This is a genomic window from Fodinibius sp. GM21 (assembly GCF_058386955.1).
In genome coordinates this window covers 418,630-437,523 of record NZ_JBYEIQ010000001.1, presented here as the reverse complement: position 1 = coordinate 437,523, position 18,894 = coordinate 418,630, and the positions used below count along the sequence as shown (strand labels likewise).

At 41.8% G+C, this 18,894-nt stretch carries 13 protein-coding genes and 1 pseudogene; 4 read left to right on the top strand and 10 right to left on the bottom strand.

The features are described from left to right. Positions 1-17: 17 nt before the first annotated feature. The 4 genes and pseudogenes from ACT3IB_RS01680 to ACT3IB_RS01665 form a co-directional block, all read right to left on the bottom strand. The gene (locus tag ACT3IB_RS01680) at positions 18-884 is read right to left on the bottom strand and encodes a rhomboid family intramembrane serine protease (RefSeq protein ID WP_491537284.1); all 867 of its coding nucleotides are present in this window, start codon (positions 882-884) and stop codon (positions 18-20) included. Between the two features lie 59 nt (positions 885-943). Then, a complete protein-coding gene (locus tag ACT3IB_RS01675; protein WP_491537283.1) occupies positions 944-1,573 on the bottom strand; it encodes a rhomboid family intramembrane serine protease in 630 nt (209 codons plus the stop codon). A 228-nt stretch (positions 1,574-1,801) separates the two neighbouring features. Further along, positions 1,802-3,087, bottom strand: a pseudogene (locus tag ACT3IB_RS01670) (amidohydrolase). Positions 3,088-3,322: 235 nt separating this feature from the next. After that, a complete protein-coding gene (locus tag ACT3IB_RS01665; RefSeq protein ID WP_491537282.1) occupies positions 3,323-5,494 on the bottom strand; it encodes a glutamine synthetase III family protein in 2,172 nt (723 codons plus the stop codon). 294 nt (positions 5,495-5,788) lie between these two features. Here ACT3IB_RS01665 and ACT3IB_RS01660 point away from each other — a divergent pair, with 294 nt between their 5' ends. The 3 genes from ACT3IB_RS01660 to ACT3IB_RS01650 are packed head-to-tail and all read left to right on the top strand — an operon-like array spanning position 5,789 to position 9,272. Then, positions 5,789-6,685, top strand: a complete 897-nt coding sequence (locus ACT3IB_RS01660; protein ID WP_491537281.1) for a 1,4-dihydroxy-2-naphthoate polyprenyltransferase — start codon at positions 5,789-5,791, stop codon at positions 6,683-6,685. Next, positions 6,682-7,755, top strand: a complete 1,074-nt coding sequence (gene menC, locus ACT3IB_RS01655) for an o-succinylbenzoate synthase (protein WP_491537280.1) — start codon at positions 6,682-6,684, stop codon at positions 7,753-7,755. The genes ACT3IB_RS01660 and menC overlap by 4 nt, the downstream gene beginning before the upstream one ends. A gap of 2 nt (positions 7,756-7,757) precedes the next feature. After that, positions 7,758-9,272: an AMP-binding protein gene (locus ACT3IB_RS01650; RefSeq protein WP_491537279.1), complete on the top strand. Its 1,515-nt coding sequence runs from the start codon at positions 7,758-7,760 to the stop codon at positions 9,270-9,272. A 16-nt stretch (positions 9,273-9,288) separates the two neighbouring features. Here the strand turns inward: ACT3IB_RS01650 and purD are convergent, their stop codons facing one another. From purD to gatB, 4 genes are read right to left on the bottom strand one after another with little or no spacing between them, the layout of a single operon-like run. Further along, positions 9,289-10,572 carry a phosphoribosylamine--glycine ligase gene (gene purD, locus ACT3IB_RS01645; protein WP_491537278.1) on the bottom strand — a complete coding sequence of 428 codons (1,284 nt, stop codon included), beginning with the start codon at positions 10,570-10,572 and terminating at the stop codon, positions 9,289-9,291. Between the two features lie 58 nt (positions 10,573-10,630). After that, the gene (tpiA, locus tag ACT3IB_RS01640; protein ID WP_491537277.1) at positions 10,631-11,401 is read right to left on the bottom strand and encodes a triose-phosphate isomerase; all 771 of its coding nucleotides are present in this window, start codon (positions 11,399-11,401) and stop codon (positions 10,631-10,633) included. Beyond that, the gene (locus tag ACT3IB_RS01635) at positions 11,398-12,771 is read right to left on the bottom strand and encodes a TlpA family protein disulfide reductase (RefSeq protein ID WP_491537276.1); all 1,374 of its coding nucleotides are present in this window, start codon (positions 12,769-12,771) and stop codon (positions 11,398-11,400) included. Before ACT3IB_RS01635 ends, tpiA begins: the two co-directional genes overlap by 4 nt. A 41-nt stretch (positions 12,772-12,812) precedes the next feature. Then, on the bottom strand, positions 12,813-14,264 hold the full coding sequence (gene gatB / locus ACT3IB_RS01630) for an Asp-tRNA(Asn)/Glu-tRNA(Gln) amidotransferase subunit GatB (RefSeq protein WP_491537275.1): 1,452 nt from the start codon (positions 14,262-14,264) through the stop codon (positions 12,813-12,815). A gap of 186 nt (positions 14,265-14,450) precedes the next feature. Here gatB and ACT3IB_RS01625 point away from each other — a divergent pair, with 186 nt between their 5' ends. Continuing rightward, positions 14,451-14,999 (top strand): hypothetical protein, encoded by a 549-nt coding sequence (locus ACT3IB_RS01625; RefSeq protein ID WP_491537274.1) that lies wholly within the window; start codon positions 14,451-14,453, stop codon positions 14,997-14,999. Between the two features lie 295 nt (positions 15,000-15,294). On the opposite strand, the gene ACT3IB_RS01620 is transcribed toward ACT3IB_RS01625, so the two are convergent. Both ACT3IB_RS01620 and ACT3IB_RS01615 read right to left on the bottom strand, forming a co-directional pair. After that, positions 15,295-16,911, bottom strand: a complete 1,617-nt coding sequence (locus ACT3IB_RS01620; RefSeq protein ID WP_491537273.1) for an IPT/TIG domain-containing protein — start codon at positions 16,909-16,911, stop codon at positions 15,295-15,297. 176 nt (positions 16,912-17,087) lie between these two features. Further along, positions 17,088-18,836, bottom strand: coding sequence for a DUF1565 domain-containing protein (locus ACT3IB_RS01615; protein WP_491537272.1), 1,749 nt, complete (start codon positions 18,834-18,836; stop codon positions 17,088-17,090). Between the last annotated feature and the right edge of the window lie 58 nt (positions 18,837-18,894).

Here is an 18,894-nt window from a genome sequence, read left to right as displayed (position 1 = left end):
CATTCAAATTGTACTATTTAATTTTTCTTGCTAAGCTCAAAGAGTTTTTGCTTTTCCTCATCCGTTAAACCATCGTACCCCTTCTGAGAAATTTTTTCCAAAATAGCATCAAGCTCAGATTGATCCGTTTCATCTACAATTTCCACATCAGAAACAGAATACATATTCTTATTTTTAGGACTGGAGTTCTTCTTTTGATAGGTTCCTTTTAAGCGATACCAAAACTGTTCAATTGGTAATACCCAGCGACTGAGGTCGTTCCCCTGCCGATGATATTTCATCAACAAATAACCCATGCCAGCGCCGGCCAAGTGTACAATTCGGGCAGTACCGTCTGATGATCCCAACAGTAAAGCATCAATGGCAATGAGGCCGGCTACTACATAGCGTGCCTGAATGGGTGGAAAGAAAATAAGCATAATGGGCATGGTAGGATACAACATCGCAAATGCAACCATGATACCGTAAACTGCACCCGAGGCACCAATTACAGGATTGAACCCCAATACCGGTGCCGCAATAATATTAAATAACGCTCCGCCGATACCGGCGCCAAAAAATAAGACCGAAAACGTCCGGGGCCCAATCGATTCTTCAACTGAACGACCCAACCACCAAAGCCAAAGCATATTAAAAAGCAGGTGAAACGCCCCTCCGTGTAAGAACATATAGGTAACTGCTCTCCAGGGCTGAAAAAGTGCGGTCTGCCACTCGGGATAAAAGGCAAACGCATCAATAAATAAATTACTGTAGGCAGGACTAAAAATACTCAGCAGCGTTTGGAGGATAAAAACGGCTACGTTAATCGTAATTATCACACGAATTGCCACCGGCAATCCCCAATAGCCGCGCTTTACTGAGTTACCGAAAGAGTCGTTATACATATTGGTCGTCCGCAATTAATGCTGTTGCTGCATAGAGTAAAGTTAACAAAAATATCCTGTTAGTAGTAAGATTCTTCACTTTTTAATCCCCAATATTTTATCAGGATAAAGCCTACAAGCATCCCTCCCAGGTGCGCAAAGTGAGCCACACCAGAGTTGGCTCTTGTTAACCCGCTGATGAGTTCAATAGCACCAAAAATGGCAACAAAATACTTAGCTTTTATAGGAATAGGTGGAAATAGTAGCATAATTGGACGGTTGGGAAACATCATCCCAAAAGCCAGAAGAATTCCATAGACAGCTCCCGATGCCCCCAATGTAGGAGCACCCCCTCCGCCTATAAGCATGTGCAGCAAAGCAGCACCAATGCCAGTTAAAAAATAATAGACTACAAAGCGATTGGTACCCCAAAAATTTTCGATAGCCTGTCCGAACATCCACAGTGCAAAGAGGTTGAAAAAGATATGTCCAAATCCTGCATGCAGAAACATGTATGAGACAAGTTGCCAAACACCAAATCGTCCGGAACCAATGGGCCAAAGTGCTCCATAGGTAAATAAATACTCTGACACTACAGGAGTACTTAATGCTACAAAAGCCAGTAAGTTTATAATCAGCAGATGTTTAACTGCCGGAGGAAATATCGAGAGTTGCGTATTAGGACTGTATTGTGGGGATTGATAATTCAAGAATAAATAAAATTTGTTAGTAATTTATTTTGGTGGAATATACGGGTACTGATCGTCAATTCTAACAGCTTATATTTTGTACAATAAGACCATTAGTGATACGAATTCAGAAACGTATTGTTGTTATTTTTCTAATGAGGATATGATTAACGCAAAAAATTGCGACTGCATAATGCTACAACAAAAATACCGCTCACTTTGTTTGACAAGGCGGGGCTGATTATCCAGCTACTGACTGTTATAATGATTCATATAATCAACGGTAAGACCAACCATTGATTTTATACCCAGCTTCATACCTTCTTCTTCAATATAAAAATCAGGAGTATGATGAGGAGGAGCCTCAGAAGGCTCCATTCCCTCAGGCATTCCTCCGACAAACCAGTATAAGCCGGGTACTTCTTTTTGGAAGAATGAAAAATCCTCGGCCCCGGTAATGGCATCCGATAAAATAACATCTTCTGAACCAGCAATGCCCTGCAGCGTAGGTAACATCTGCTCGGTCAGATCAGGATCATTATAGGTCACCGGATACCCCTTTTCAATTTCAATCTCAGCAGTCGCTCCCATACTTTCTGCTGTCTTTGTTACTACATGACGTATTTTTTTATGTATGATATCCTGCATACCAGGATCGAGCGTGCGAATGGTACCTATCATCTCCGCTTTCTCAGGAATAATATTATTACGAACCCCTGCCTCAATTTTCCCCACTGATATTACCGCCGCTGCTTTTGTAAGCTCAGTTTGGCGACTGATTATCGATTGCAATCCCTCGATAATCTTTGCTGAAGTTACGATAGGATCAACACCGGTCCAGGGGGTGGATCCATGAGTTTGGTTTCCATTTACGGTAATAACAAAACGGTCAGAGGCCGCCATCGTACCTTCCGGGCGATATCGAATTTTTCCTACTTCGGTCTGTGAGTTGATATGCTGTCCAAATATTACATCAACATCAGGATTTTTCAGCACTCCTTCCTTCACCATCAATTCGGCTCCACCTTGCTCTCCCGGAGGTGCCCCCTCTTCAGCAGGCTGAAAAATAAATTTTACCGTACCCTGCAGATCCTCCTTCATGTCAGTTAGAATTTTTGCTGCGCCCATCAACATTGCAATATGGGCATCATGTCCACAGGCGTGGCTAACGCCCACTTCTTTGCCTAGATAGGTGGTCGTTTTTGTAGACTTAAGGGGACATCAGTCCGTTCCTTTACCGGCAATGCATCAATATCAGCGCGCAAACCTACAACCGGTCCCTTTTTGTCTCCTTTCAAAACTCCTACTACTCCGGTGTGTGCGATATCTGTTTCAACTTTCATTCCCAGATCCCGCAAATAATCTGCAATATATTCAGCCGTTTTCGTCTCCCTATTCGACAGCTCAGGATTTTGATGAAAGTGGCGCCGCCAATCGACAACCTGATTAAATATTTCGTCGGTCTGCTCATCAATCTTCTCATACAGTTTCGGGGGATCTTCTTGTTGTGCCAGTACCAAGTATTGGGACCCCATTATTAGTGCAATTGCTATAAGCAGTCCCCTTCCTGTTTTATGCATAATATTTTGATTAATTCAAAGTCGTAGTTATAAACCCTTCTCATTTTGTTGAAATAATTACAAATCTGCAAAAAACAAATCCATTCTCTCATAATCCCATACATACAAAGACACAGTAACTACCAAATAGAAAACCCCCGGGGATATACATACCCTGGGGGCTGAATAAATAACCGTTAATCAAATGCCGTTATTTAACAAACAGCATTTCCCTATAAATAGGTAGCGGCCAGTAGTCATCTGCCACATGACGTTCCAGATAGTCAACCGAATCTCGAATCTTTACCATAGCCGGTCGAACATTATCCTTCACATACGTTGCACTTTCCAAGACCGATTCTCCATTACCTTGCAGAACAATCTCTCGAAGCTCCTCTAAAGCATCATTGAGATCATTCAATCCGCTGTTCACCTTTTTCAACATCTCAAGTGATCCCCTGTTTTCAAGACCAATATCATCAATGCGCTCCACATTATCGGCAAGCTCATTCATGTATCGCACTGCAGCAGGATAAATCATGGTTTTTGCCATCGATTCGGTTGTATCAGCCTCGATATTAAGCGTCGTCAAGTACTGTTCAGCCCATATTTCTTGCCTTGAATGTATCTCACGCTTATTGAGCACCTGGTGTCTTTCAAACAGATCGATATTTTTATCATCCGTAAGCTTTGGAAGCGCATCCATCGTAGTACGCAGGTTAAGCAACCCTCGTTTTTCCGCTTCTTTTTCCCATTCCTCGGAATATCCATCCCCATTAAAGATGATATCCTTAGAGTCGGAAAGTGCTCCTCGAATTACTTCACCCAGCGATTCTTCCAAGGGTTCGCCATCTTCAACTTTCTCCTCAAGGTCAGTGCAAAGTTTATCAATGGCATCGGCCACAATAGTATTTAACACAACAATGGGGAATGAGATAGATTGACTGGATCCTACAGCACGGAACTCAAACTTATTCCCGGTAAAAGCGAAGGGTGAGGTTCGATTACGGTCGCCAGCATGCTTCGGTAGCGAAGGCAACACAGGAGTTCCGAGTCCCAGCAGTCCACCCTGCTTAGACTCCTTAGCACCACCATTTAACAGCTGGTCAATAACATCCGAAAGCTGTTCGCCGATATACGCTGAAATGATAGCCGGCGGAGCTTCATTTGCTCCAAGGCGGTGATCATTACCGGCATGTGCAATACTGATGCGAAGCAGGTCCTGATGTTCATAAACTGCTTTTAAAATTGCGGTAAAGAAAAACAGAAACTGCATATTATCATGCGGATTATCACCCGGTTCAAGCAAGTTCATACCCTCGCTGGTACTTAGCGACCAGTTAAGGTGTTTACCGCTCCCGTTTAATCCGTCAAAAGGTTTTTCATGCAGCAAGCATTCAAAGCCGTAGTTACGAGCCATTCGCTTTAATGTAATCATCATTAACTGCTGATGATCAGCAGCAATGTTACACGTCTCAAAAATGGGGGCAATTTCAAATTGTCCGGGTGCTACCTCATTGTGTCTTGTTTTAACAGGAATACCGAGTTTATACAGTTCTTTTTCAGCTTCAAGCATAAACGACAATACCCGTTCCTGGATAGTGCCAAAGTAATGATCATCAAGCTCTTGCCCGCGCGGAGGCTTGGCACCAACCAAAGTTCGGCCGGCCGTCATCAAATCTGGACGCCGATAGAAAAACTCCTGATCAATCAAGAAATACTCCTGCTCACATCCTACCGTAGACGTAACTCTCTTGGCCTCAACATCAAAAAGTTTAAGAGCCCTTTTTGTCTGTTTATCCAATGTTTCATTCGAACGCAAAATAGGCGTTTTATGGTCAAGCGCTTCGCCCGACCATGAAGCAAATGCTGTAGGAATACACAAGTAACAACCATTATCATTTTCCATAATAAAAGCCGGAGATGTCGGATCCCACGCCGTATAACCTCGAGCCTCAAAGGTCTGTCGCAATCCTCCACTCGGGAAACTGGAAGCATCCGGTTCGCCCTGAATCAAATCTGATCCCGAAAATTCGGCAATTGCCCCACCTCCCTGATTAGGTGTAATGAAGCTGTCATGTTTTTCAGCGGTTAATCCTGTCAACGGTTGGAACCAGTGGGTAAAGTGCGTAGCTCCCTTCTCAGTTGCCCAATCTTTCATTGCAACAGCAACAGCATCGGCCACTTCAGAGTTTAGTTGTTCCCCTTCCTCAATTGTTTTTTCCAGATCCTTCCAAATCGCCTCAGGAAGCCGCTCTTCAAGGTCTTCCTGCTGAAACGTATTTTTACCGAATATTTCGGTAATGTTCATTGCCTCTCGTCCTTCACCATTAGATTTGGGTGACCAGTTTCGAGCAGCCGCCAAAGGATCGTATCGTCTCATTGCTTTTGTCATTGGAGTAATAATAAGTGTAGTTGTTGTTAGAATTTTTAACTGCCCTTAATATAATCGTTACACAAACGATAACACAAATTTTTTAATTATTTTTTTATTAACATATTATTTTTGAAGGTATTAAAGAACTTATATTTAACTTTTTTAACCAAAAATAACCTTATTGCTATTTTGGGCTAAATAAATTTAACTAAAAAACAAAATAGCTTGTTTTTTTAAGCGAGGAATTTATTCCTATAATTGGACCCAAACTTTTTCCACAACTTTTCCTTCATTATATACATGATAAATTCAGAAAGGCTGAGCATTTGGATCAAAGCTGCGCGTCCCCAAACCCTACCGGCTGCTTTTGTCCCTGTCTGTGTTGGTGCCTCCATAGCTTTTCGTGATCAGCTATTTTTGTGGGATGCTACCATTGTTGCCCTGCTTTGTGCTTTTCTTATTCAAATAGGCACCAACTTTGCCAACGATTATTTTGACTTCAAGAAGGGAGCCGATACCGACGAGCGCATCGGCTTTGAACGTGCTACTGCAAAAGGACTCATTTCTACTGATGCCATGCGCAATGCCACCATCATAACAATGGGAGTAGCTTTTTTGTTAGGGTTATACCTCGTTTGGCATGCCGGCTGGGCTATCTTCTGGATTGGCATCTCATCCCTCATTTTTGGAGTTCTTTATACCGGCGGTCCCTTTCCACTCGGCTACAATGGGCTCGGTGATGTTTTTGTCTTTATTTTCTTTGGGATTGTTGCCGTGATGGGCACTTATTATGTAAATGCTTTGGAGTGGAGTAATGCTTCGTTTTGGGCTTCACTAGCTGTTGGCGGACTGGCAACAAATATTTTAGTCATCAACAACCTGCGCGATATTGAACAGGATAAGATAGCCGGAAAGAATACGCTCGGCGTTATTTTTGGTGAGGATGCCCTCCGATGGGAATACCTGCTGATGTTATTACTAGCATTGGCTATACCTCCTCATTTTTATTTTCAACTGGATTATAACGCTGCCATATTTCTTCCTTTTTTGGTCAGTCCTTATGGATTTTTGCAACTTTATAAAGTTTGGTTCTGGGATGACAAGCACAGGTTCAACAAAGTATTGGAGCATACTGCTCGCTTTATGACCCTTTATGGAATCTTATTTAGCGTCGGAATTATTGCAGATCATTTATGAAATTTTCCTGCTATTCATATAAGATCCCTTTTTCAAAACCACTGCAAACTAGTGGCCAAACCTTTCATCATCGCAGGGGGTTTATTTTATCATATCAAACAGGAGACAATCAACTATACGGAGAAGCAGCACCTTTGCCCGGATTTTCAACCGAGTCCTACAAATCAGTTCAAATACTGCTGAATTCCCATAAAGGCATAATCAGTAAAAAATTAGCCGAGCCAAATCCAATTACCAAGCTTCAAGAATTTTATCAGGATGAAGAAATTCCACCGTCGCTGCAGTTTGGTCTGGATGCACTTGCCTACCAGATCGAAGCCCGTGAGAATGAAAAATCACTACTCTCTTATTTGTTTACAGGCATCTCTCCCAAAGTTGAAGTCAATACTTTGATTTCCCTACAAGCTGAAAGCGTTCTAAAAAACGTAGCACGCGAAGTTGCATCAGGATTCAATACGATAAAATGCAAGATTGGACTCTTTTTTGAGAAAGAACTTACATTACTTCAAAAAATCAGAAAAAAATATCCGGATCTAACTATTAGAGTTGATGCTAATCAAGCCTGGGATTTTGATGAAGCACTCGATCACTGCAATCAACTCAACAAACTGGATATCGAATATTGTGAAGAACCACTGAAAGAGATCACGCCGGCAATACTTGAAGAGTTATCCCAGCATACCTCACTGCCTATTGCCCTGGACGAATCGACCACTCAATATTCGTACTGGCCCAACTTACTTCCTTTTACAAAATATCTTATTATAAAACCGATGGTTATTGGCAGTTTCCGAAAAAACATTGAAACAAAACGGCTTGCAAACACTCATAACAATAAAATAGTAGTTACAACAAGCCTTGAAAGTAGCGTTGGACGATATTTTACTGGCTTATTGGCAGCGGGATTAGGAACACCACATACAGCTCATGGCCTATCAACCGGCTTTTTATTAGCAGAAGATGTTTTTCCTGAAAAAAATGTTATTACAGCAGGATCCATTAATTTATCTTCCCGAAAAATACCGGTGATCAATTTTGATCAACAACAGCTTTTTACAAAACTTTTTTAGAAGTGGGTAATTCAGATCAAATACCAACATTTTCTGCGCCCCGAGAAGATGACCTCTTTTTGGGATCCAGCTTTGGCCTGCATTCATATGGCGACCTCAAAAAATTTGAACGTTTTTTTCTGCAATTCCTCTTTGATTTTGATCACGATTTTAAAAAACCGGTAGGATTTCTTGCTCCCTCTTCAGACACGCTCATTTTTGCATTAACCTCATGCTGGAATCTCGGTATTCCCTTCGTCTCTTTTAATACCAAAGCCACCTCGAATGAACTTAATCGTCAATTTCAAAAAGTTGATCCCGGGTTGGTTTTTACTACTCAAGAACTGCAGGCAGAAATTGATCATCCCAATACCATTGATATTAAACAGGTTGATTTAACCCGATCATTAGATATAGAAGTCGTACTGGGTTTTGAAGCCAAAAACTATACACCTGATACTGATCCAGATACCGTTTTTGGATATTTTTTTACTTCGGGAACCACTACAGGAACTCCAAAGATTGTCCCCCTCAAACGACGCCAGATGCTTTTTGCAGCAAAAGCGTCAGCCGAAAACTTTAAACCTCGAAAGAATCATTTCTGGCTGCTCTGTTTGCCTTTAAATCATATCGGCGGAATTTCAATCATTTTGCGTTCTCTCCTTTATGGATCTGCTATCTTCAGGATGAAAAGCTTTCATCCCAAAATGATCACTACTTTTTTAACCGAAAACAAGCTTTTCCAGGCAGCATCATTGGTTCCAACGATGCTTAAACGTTTGCTGGAACGATCCGGTTTTTTTGTCCATCAAAACTTCAAGGCAATTTTGCTTGGGGGCGGTCCTATCGAAACAGATCTTGTCAAAGAGTGTAGAGATAAAGGCATTCCATTAGTTCCAAGCTACGGAATGACAGAAACCTGTGCTCAAATTGCAGCCAACCCGATACTTAAGCCCAGTGGTACGTATGGACCCTTAAAAAGTGTAGGAACTGTATTTGAACCCAATAAAATTCAAATACGTGATAAAAATGAAGAAGCAGTCAGCATTAATACAACAGGCGAAATTTGGATTAAGGGTCCACAGGTTTTTGATGGATATTTAAATCTGGACAACAATGATTTTTTTGATAAGAATGGATGGTTTAGAACGGGTGATTTTGGTTACTTTAATGCCAATAATCAGCTTTTTATTGATTCCCGTCGTTCCGACCGTATAGTAACAGGGGGAGAAAATGTATCTCCTTTTGAAATTGAATCCAAGCTCAAAGAGCTAGCAGATATCAAAGACGCTGCGGTATTCGGAATAAATGATAAGGAGTGGGGCCAAAAAGTTGTAGCAGCTGTAGTCACAAAAAACGGGGAACCCATCAATTCGACATCTATTAAAGAATACTTAAAAAAAGAGGTTGCCGATTATAAGATCCCAAAAGAGATCATTCAGGTGAACAAGCTTCCCAAAACACGGACGGATAAAATTATCCGCAGTAAATTGCCTGATTTATTTCTTAACCAAACTGAAAAAGAGGAAGAATCATAACTATAACCGACCTTCTTTAGCTGATGTATTTTAGGCCTTTGGTCCCAATATCAGATCGGAAATATTTATTTTCAAAATTGATCTTTTTTACTTCTGTATATGTATTCTTGATAGCATCCTGAAGGGTATCTCCCGCACCAACAACGCTCAGAACTCGTCCCCCATCGCTATAAAGTTTCCCGTCCTCGCCCCTGGTTCCGGCATGAAATACAAGAGCATCCTCAGCCACATCATCTAACCCTGTAATCTCTTTTCCCTTTTCGTAATCCAGCGGATATCCATCTGAAGCCATAACAACACAACAGCGATATTTATCATCAATGTTAACCTCTTTGGTATTCAGCTGTTCATTCACGGCAGCAGTCATTAGTTCCAAAAAATCAGATTCCAACGAAGGCAATACCGCTTGGGCTTCAGGGTCGCCCAACCTACAATTGAATTCAACAACTTTGGGACCGTCTTCGGTTATCATTAATCCACAGTATAGAATCCCTTTATACGGATGTTCATCCAACAACATAGCTGATATGGTAGGCAATATAATCTCTTTCTCCACTCGCTGAAGCATGCGATCACCTATTACAGGAGTAGGACAATAAGCACCCATTCCACCTGTGTTAAGACCTGTATCCCCCTCTCCAATGCGCTTGTGATCTTGGGCATAATGTAAGATTTTAGCGGTTTTCCCATCCGATATTACAAATACCGAGGCCTCATCTCCTCTTAAAAACTCTTCAACAACTAACTTTTGAGCTGCTTCCTGAAAACGCTCATCTTCTTTCAACTCATTTAAACGTTTTTCAACCTCCTCGGCTGATTCACATATAAAGACGCCTTTTCCACCGGCCAAACCGTCAGCTTTCAGGACAACCGGGTACTCATCCTTACTTTTGATTACTTTCAACGCCTTATCAAACTCATCCCGTCCATAAGTTTGGAAGTCGGCTGTAGGAATGCGATTCTCTTTCATGAACTCATTGGCAAACTTTTTACTGCCTTCGAGCTGAGCCGCTACCTTTGATGGTCCGAAGACCTTGTGTCCCTTTTCTTCCAGGAAATCCGTAATGCCGTCAACCAATGGCTTTTCAGGACCCACAATGGTTAACGCAACTTCCTTTTCTTCAATAAATGCCAGAATCTCCTCAAAATCCGAAAGAGCAAGATCTACATTGGTCCCTACCTGACCAGTACCGGGATTTCCGGGAGCAATAAAAAGTTCATCCAAATGATCTGATTTAGCAATACTCCACGCCATTGCATGTTCACGTCCGCCGCTGCCCAATAGTAATACATTCATCATTTAGAGTTACTTAAATTCAAAAACGGTTCAAATAATATTTTTCAGGAGGATAGATTCACTACGAAAGTTCATCCGCAATATTGATAATATCCGTAAAACTATCAGCTTTAAGTGAAGCGCCGCCGATTAAACCACCGTCAACATCAGGTTGCTCCAGAAGTTCTTCAGCGTTATGAGGCTTCATACTGCCACCATATAAAATACGAATCTCATCAGCGGCTTCATCAGTATATAGGTCTGCGATAACTTCCCGAATCATCTTATGCATCTCTTGCGCTTGGTCAGGGGTTGCCGTTTCCCCAGTTCCAATCGCCCAAATAGGTTCATAAGCTATAACAAGATTAGAAGCATCCTCAACTTCTACATCAATTAAAGCTGCCTGTACCTGTTTCTTAACTCGCAGTTTGTGCTCATTAGCCTTACGCTGTTCCAGAGACTCCCCAACACAAATCACAGGTTTTATTCCGTCATTCAACGCCTTGTTAACCTTAGCATTTACTGTTTTATCGGTTTCCCAAAAATATTGACGGCGTTCGGAGTGCCCCAAAATCACATATTCACAATTTACCTCCTTAAGCATCTCGGTGCTTACTTCTCCCGTATAGGCACCATTATCTTCGGAATGAACATTCTGGGCTCCCAAGGCAAGACCTCCAATATCCTGCAATTCAACTGAGGCTGTAGTCAGCGAAATAGTTGGCGGACATACCAAACCATCAACGGCGTCAGGCATATTTTCGATACTATCTTTTATGCCCTGAAGAAGGGTTGATGTCTCCTTGGGTCCACAATTCATTTTCCAGTTTCCGGCAATTAAAAATCGTCTCATGATGCAGGTTCCTCGTTGTTATCTTTATTAATGATTTTCTGAATACCTTGTATTACATCTTCAAATTCAGTGCCCACATACTTCCTAACTATTCGTCCATTCTCATCCACCAAGAAGCGAGTAGGTATCAATCGGATATTAAATTTTTTCAGCAATTCTTCACGGTTAAAGGCTTGGGCATCGGCCACCGGCCATGGCTTTACGCGCTCTTCAAAAAAGGCCTCAACGGTAACCTTGCTTTCATCAAGCGGTAAAGTTACAACCTCCAGTCCATAGTTTTTGTAGATGCTGTGAATGACGACGGTCCGGTCGAACTGCTCCTGATATAATTGATTACTCAACCGGGTAACCTCAAGGATATAAGGCGTTCCGGAAAGCGAATCACGGCTAATAACTTTTCCATTCTGCGAAAACTCAAACTCGGGAATAGTATCACCGGGAGATAAGTAGTTAATATCATAACTCATAGACTCAACCCAGTTACTGGTTGAATCTTCGGGATATTTCTCTTTAAAAGCAGTCAGATGCTGCTGCGCTTTATCTACACGGGCACTGTCGTAAAGCAGTTTTATCCTTTCACGGGCAATATGCTTAGAACTATTTTCTGATTCCGTTGTTTGTGCTAATGAATCCAGATATACCAGCGCCGAATCGAGTCCCTTGGTTTCGGCCATATACCGTTTGCCAAAAGTAGCTCCCAGATCACTTAAATCATCGTGATCATCAACCATTCGAATGCGGTTCATCATTTGGGGCTTATCGAAACTTTCAAGGATTTTTATTGCTTCCCGAGCAGCGAAATTTGATGCAAAAGTCCCCTTTTCTTCCTCGTAAACATCCCAATACAGATTGGTCCATTTTTGGAGCTCCTCGCGCAGGGTATCTCCTTTAAGCTGTCCGGCCCGTGCCACCTGCATAACGCGGCTAAAATTCTTGCCCAACCGTTGATAGGTATCCATTGCATCATGCTCACGTGATGCAATATTCAGCGTTCCGCTGATATTGGGGAGCTGTCCGGTAATAAAAACAGAGTCGTCCTCAGCTAGTATAACACCACCCCGCGCCAAGTTTCTATTATTGCGACTTATAATTAAGGGATACCTGCGTTTTTCCTGAAATGTCGCCATCCCCGAAAAGCTACCATTAGAATCAGTAACAGCATGGTAAAGTGTATCAGCATCTGCATTGGCAGAATCTTTTTTGATGATAGTAAATCCAATACCTGAAAAGTCACCGCTTGAGTCTATTGAATCGGAAACCGTAAAACTGCCCGAGACATGTGCTGTTTTAGTTTCGGTCTCGCTTGAACATCCCCAACTGGTTACCCCAATAACCAGAACAATAAAAAAGCACTTTACTTTAGTTAGCATATATTTTACTGGAATGAATATTTTTATTTTTGATAACTATATTACTCTTGCTCCAGACGGTTCGAAATCATCTCACGTACCATTTCCGGATTAGCCTTGCCTTGCGAACGCTGCATAACCTGTCCAATAAAAAAGCCAATCAACCCCTTTTTACCATTTCTATAGCGCTTTACCTCATCAGGATGCTGTTCGATAACTTCATCAACGATGGGCTCCAAGAAATCAGTATCTGAAACCTGCACCAGATTCATTTCTTTTGCCAACTCTTCGGCAGACTTCTCCTCCTTAAGCATTGCATTATAAATTTCTGTCATTGCTGAAGAGTTAATTTTGTCATCCTCTCTCAGCTGCACCAGCCCCGCAATCCGTTCCGCAGAAATAGGAAATTCCTGAATGCCAATACTCTGATCATTTAACGTGCGCAAGACCTCCGTTAATATCAAATTGGAAACTGCTTTCGGATTCCCCGCATGGAGCAGTACTTCCTCGTAGAAGTCCGCAAGATACCGATCTTCGGTCAGCGTTTGCGCATCATCACTACTCATCGCAAACTCGTCAATAAAGCGCTGTTTGCGCACATCAGGCATCTCAGGCAACTCTTCCTTGATATCTTCAAGCATCTCGTCTGTTACCACTACCGGAGGAATATCCGGCTCGGGAAAGTAGCGATAATCATGAGCTTCTTCTTTCGAACGCATTGTACGAGTTTCCATCTTGTTGGCATCCCAAAGCAACGTCTGCTGTACCACTTGTCCACCTGATTCGATGAGCTCTATCTGACGCTCAATCTCGAATTCAATAGCTCGCTCCACATTGCGAAAAGAGTTCATATTTTTGAGTTCTGTTCTCGTACCGAACTCTTCTTGTCCTTTCGGTCGGACTGAGACATTGGCATCGCAGCGCAGACTTCCTTCTTCCATATTTCCGTCACAGATTTCCAAATACTGCACAATCTGCTTGATACGCTTCAAATACTCATATGCTTCCTTCGCTGTCCGAATATCAGGTTCAGATACAATCTCAATAAGAGGGACGCCCGCTCGATTTAGGTCGATTAATGTATTAAAAGGATCCTGGTCATGAATAGATTTACCGGCATCTTCCTCCATATGTATACGCGTTATGCCGATTTCCTTATCCACTCCATCCGTCGTTATATTAATATGTCCATCGTGACAAATGGGCGTGTCGTATTGAGAAATCTGATACCCTTTGGGAAGATCCGGATAAAAATAATTTTTTCGGGCAAAAATTGATTTACGGGCAATATCGCAGTTGGTTGCCAGCCCCATCTTGATTATATAGCGCACCAGGTTTTCATTGAGTACCGGCAGCGTTCCGGGGTGCCCTAAACAAAGCGGTGAAACCTGCGTGTTGGGTGATCCGCCAAATTCTGTTGAAACCGGGGCAAAAGCCTTACTTTCTGTTAATAGCTGGGCGTGGACTTCAAGCCCAATAACTGCTTCGTAATTATCGTTAACCGAACTGCTCATTACTTGTAATTTATATTACTCTTTATGGAATATTCTAAAAATACCGGGCCATCCCGAAAAAGTTCAAAATGACCTGAAAACCTAAGTTTATTTTTGTGAACGCATTTTGATGACCAAAGATATTAAACGTCTGGGACTTTTATTAATCATTCTGATATAAAATCGACACATTGTAACGCACCTACAATGAGACACAAAGAACTGCATGTATTTGAAGAAAGCAACCACCTTTTCTGGGGATTAATCATCCTGGTTGCCACTGCGTTAGGCACCTATATGCTGGTCGGCTCTTTTGTTACGATGGAGTGGTATCCTTTTAATATCAGACAACTGTTAGCATTGGGATTATTTGGAATCAGCTTCGCCGGTATTATCAAACTATCAGAACCGCTGTATCACTTCATTCTGTATTTTGACGATGATATACTCCTTATCGATATCAAAAAAGGAGACGTAAAAACCGATACATTGCAGATCCCTGCTGATCGTATTGAACATCTGAAATTTGCTCCGCATAATCCGCGCGATGCCGATGAGGCCCTGTTCGACTTCTCCACAAACTATCATTTGCTTTATAAGAAAAAAGATGATGCATCCTTTTATAAATTACTGGGAGATCAATCCGCATCAATCACGCTAAAGGTGGACGATATAGCCGACATAATGCGCTTCATCAGCAATCGAAATCCGAATATTCAAATTCCAAGAGAACAAGCCACCTATTTTAATTTATAAAACTGACTTTAACATCATTAGATATTTAATACCATCATATTTGCTTGGATTATTTCTGTCAAAATAAATAAAAATGCCACCGCCCTGAGGCGATGGCATCAAAGGTATCTATCTCTATCAGAGTAGGTAATTAAGAAAAGCAGTAGTTAACTACTTGCTGGTAGTTCGAAGGGTCACTTCTTTCTAGAACAATGCTATTGTTGCTTCCCGTATTAATAATGACTCTTTTATCCACTCAGATTTCATTCTTATAAAATAATTTACCCAAACAATAAAACTATATTAGTTGAGAGGTTTAATTAGTACTCCAGTCAGCAATACCGATCTGGTTCGAATTTGGATTTGGGTTATTAGTTATTTGAGAACTTGAACCCGACCCATCGGAATTGATTATGAATAGATCTCTATTGTCCTCAAATACTATTCTTGAACCGTCAGGTGACCAATCTGGAGCACTTGCTCCCCCATTATTTGTCGTTATTCGTCGGACATTAGTCCCATCAGCATTCATTCTGTAAATATCCCCAAGATTACCGTCTCTGGTGCTTTCAAAAATGAGCTCACTACCATCCGGTGACCACTTTGCAGTAGAATTTCGGTATGAGTCATTTGTTAATTTCTCGACGTTGCTTCCATCTGGGTTCATGGTATATATTTCAAAATCACCGTCGATATTGCTATCAAAAACAATTTTAGACCCATCCGGTGCCCATTCAGGATATCGGTTCCAGGCAGTATCATCAGTAAGCTGGGTTAGATTCGTTCCATCCGAATTTACTACATATATTTCCGCGTCCTCCTCTGTACCATTACTGAATATTATTTGAGAGTCGTCGGGCGACCAGGAAGCAGTAAAAGCAAAATTTAGTAAATTCGTGATCTGTTGTAACCCGGAACCATCCACATCAGCTACATATAAATTATTATCACTACTGTTGGTTTGTCTAAAAACCACTTTAGTACCACTATTTGAAATCTCCGGAAAATCTTCTATCTCAGGTGTATCAAACATTTTTTCTTGATTTGAACCATCTGGGTTAATCACATAAATATCGCGATCCGCATTCTGTAAATCTGGATTGCTAGCAAATACAATCTTATTCCTTAGCGCTTTCTTACAATTAATTTCAAGTGCAACGGAAGTTGTATCACCGGCAATAATAGAAAATGAATGCGGGTTTTCGTTTTCTACAAAGCAATTATTTGCGACATCAGATATTTTCAGACTATATTGATCCTGAGAAAAACTGCTGAAAATTCGCTCGTCATTAGCATTGATTGAATATTCCCGATTTTGATTAATCCTCAAACGATAACCATCAGAATCAAGCATTTTACCTGATGTATTTGTGGATACCTTTAGAGCACCTTCAGTTATGACATCAAAATTAGGTCCTGTCACCGACTTTTGATTCACGGTAACCTCTATTGGCCCGTCTGTAGCTCCCATTGGAACCTCCGTTTTGAGCTCGTCCGGCATTGCACTTTGGATTGTAGCTTCCACCCCATTGAAGCTCACTGAATTTTCAGATGCGGTAGAGCTGAAATTTATTCCGCTTATCGTCACTTCGGTGCCCACCTTTCCACTCTCCGGTTCTACTGAGTTTATACCTGGCGCTTGATCTTCTACGGTAAACTCTGGACCACTAGCCGTTGCACCATTCACCGAAACTACAACCCTGCCAGATTCAGCGCTACTGGGCACAGTAGCCATTAACTGTGATTCACTGGCACTGCTCACATCAGCGGACGTTCCGGCAAACCTGACAGTGTTAACAGAAACTGTTGGGCTAAAGCCACTTCCAGTAATTGTAACAGAGGATCCGACCGGTCCGCTAGTGGGCTGAATACTATCTATCTGGGGATCAGGATCGGTAGATATTGGATCGTCATTGCTTCCACAAGAAATCATTATCACTGATAAGGAAAGAAAAATCAGTGTCTGTCTGCATATGTTGGTAATAGTAATATTTTTCATGACTTCAATTTTCAATTATTTACTAAGGATAATTGTTAATCAATCCATTTAGCCCACCCACTTTAAATTCAGTAAACGGCGGAGCATTTTACGAATGCATGAATATAATGTCAGTTGCAGACCTCACCACTTCCCAAGCCCCATCGAAGACTATTTCCACTGACACTCACTTGAATCTCCCCATTTTCAGGCTGACTGCGATCTGCACCGCATCGGGGATCCGCCGTATTTGACCACGTATTGCCAATAGCCGGGACTTCACCAGATACCTCTCCCGAACCGCGGGTAAGATCTATGTCCCAACCGTCAATATTTTCAAAAACATTATTCCCGGCTGATCCATCGGCTCCTAAGTCGACGGTGAAATTGTTATCATTTGGGCTTACCGGGCCTTCAATAGCTATGGCATTGCCGTAAACATTTCTAATCGTGGAACCGCGTACCCTCAGCGAACCGTCGAGATGCTTAATACCATCGTTACTTAAGTAGGTTATACTACCTGCTGCTCGTTCTTCGGTGTTGGTACCTTCAATAATGGTATCAATAATATTTACATCGGCAGCATACAGTTCAATAGTCGAGATTGAAGTGTACTGGAAAGTAGAGTTTCGAACTTCAATATTGCTTTTAGGTTGGTCGGCATCCATATCAAGCGCTCGCTGATATCGATTTCCAGTTTCGGTACCGTCGCTTGTGGTTACCGTAACGCCATCAAGAGACAAGCTGCAGTTATCAGCATTTATCTGAAAAGCAGTCGGGGGTTCAATAACAGATGCCCCCGGCCTTACGGTTGTATTTGTCACAATAAGGTTCAAATTATTAGCATCATCCATGTCAAAGGCCTCAACATCACCCATATTTATTACGTCTGTATCTTGGATATGAATCCGCGTATCTGAGCTATTAAATCGGTTTGCATATGCCTGACCAACACTTTTCCCATTAATAGTATTACGTGCACCTTCAAAACCTCTAACTTCCACATTCATTGATGAGCCGGTTGAAATTGCTACCCCCTCTTCAGCATTCATAGTAACTGAGACATCCTCCAAAATCACATTTGAGGTCTCAACCGAAGATCCACTTTTAATAAATACGGCATCAGGATCTCCATTGAAAGTTCCTCCTGTATACCCATTCTCAATATGCAGATGACGCAAAGTGACACCTTCCCCAAGCTCTACTGCCGGGTCTCTATCGACGTCGGGACTAAGAATATGAATATTATTCCGATCGACATTTTGATTACCCTTCACAATAAGGTTACCGGAAAAATCCATTGGAAAACTCTCACCATTGGCTTGGTCATATAATCCCTCGGCCACTCGTAGGGTGTCGATATCTAAAAAGGGATCTGATTCATTTTGGCCATAAATTTCCAATGCTCTATTAATGGTTTTAAGAGGCGTATCGGAAAGGTAACCATCGGTATCTCCGTCATTCCCATTGTTAGCATTCACAAAAAGGCGCTTGGCAATGGCCGAAAAAACTACTTCATCGGTATCACTCTCACCATCTGAGGTAACCTCAAGCTGTAGCTCATACTCTCCGGGCAGATCCGGAATAAAACTGGGACTCTCTGAATTCGCATCGCTTAATGAAGCACTGCTGTTTGCCGGCTGACTGCTTATTGTCCAAGAATAGCTGACGCTGCCACTGCCACTTGAACCGGATCCATCTGCTATTACCTCAAATCCTACTATCTCATCTGAATCATTTCCAGCATCTGCTGTTGCACTTGCTGCAGAGGGATTATCTCCGCCTCCGTTATCATTACTAGGCCCCGTACTGCTATCACTGCACCCAAAAATTAAAGCGATTGAAATTACAATACAAAGTAGCGTAGCTTTATTTTTCATAGCAATATGAATTTGAATTCGGTATTTATTTTGTACCTCCAGTATTAGATACGAAACC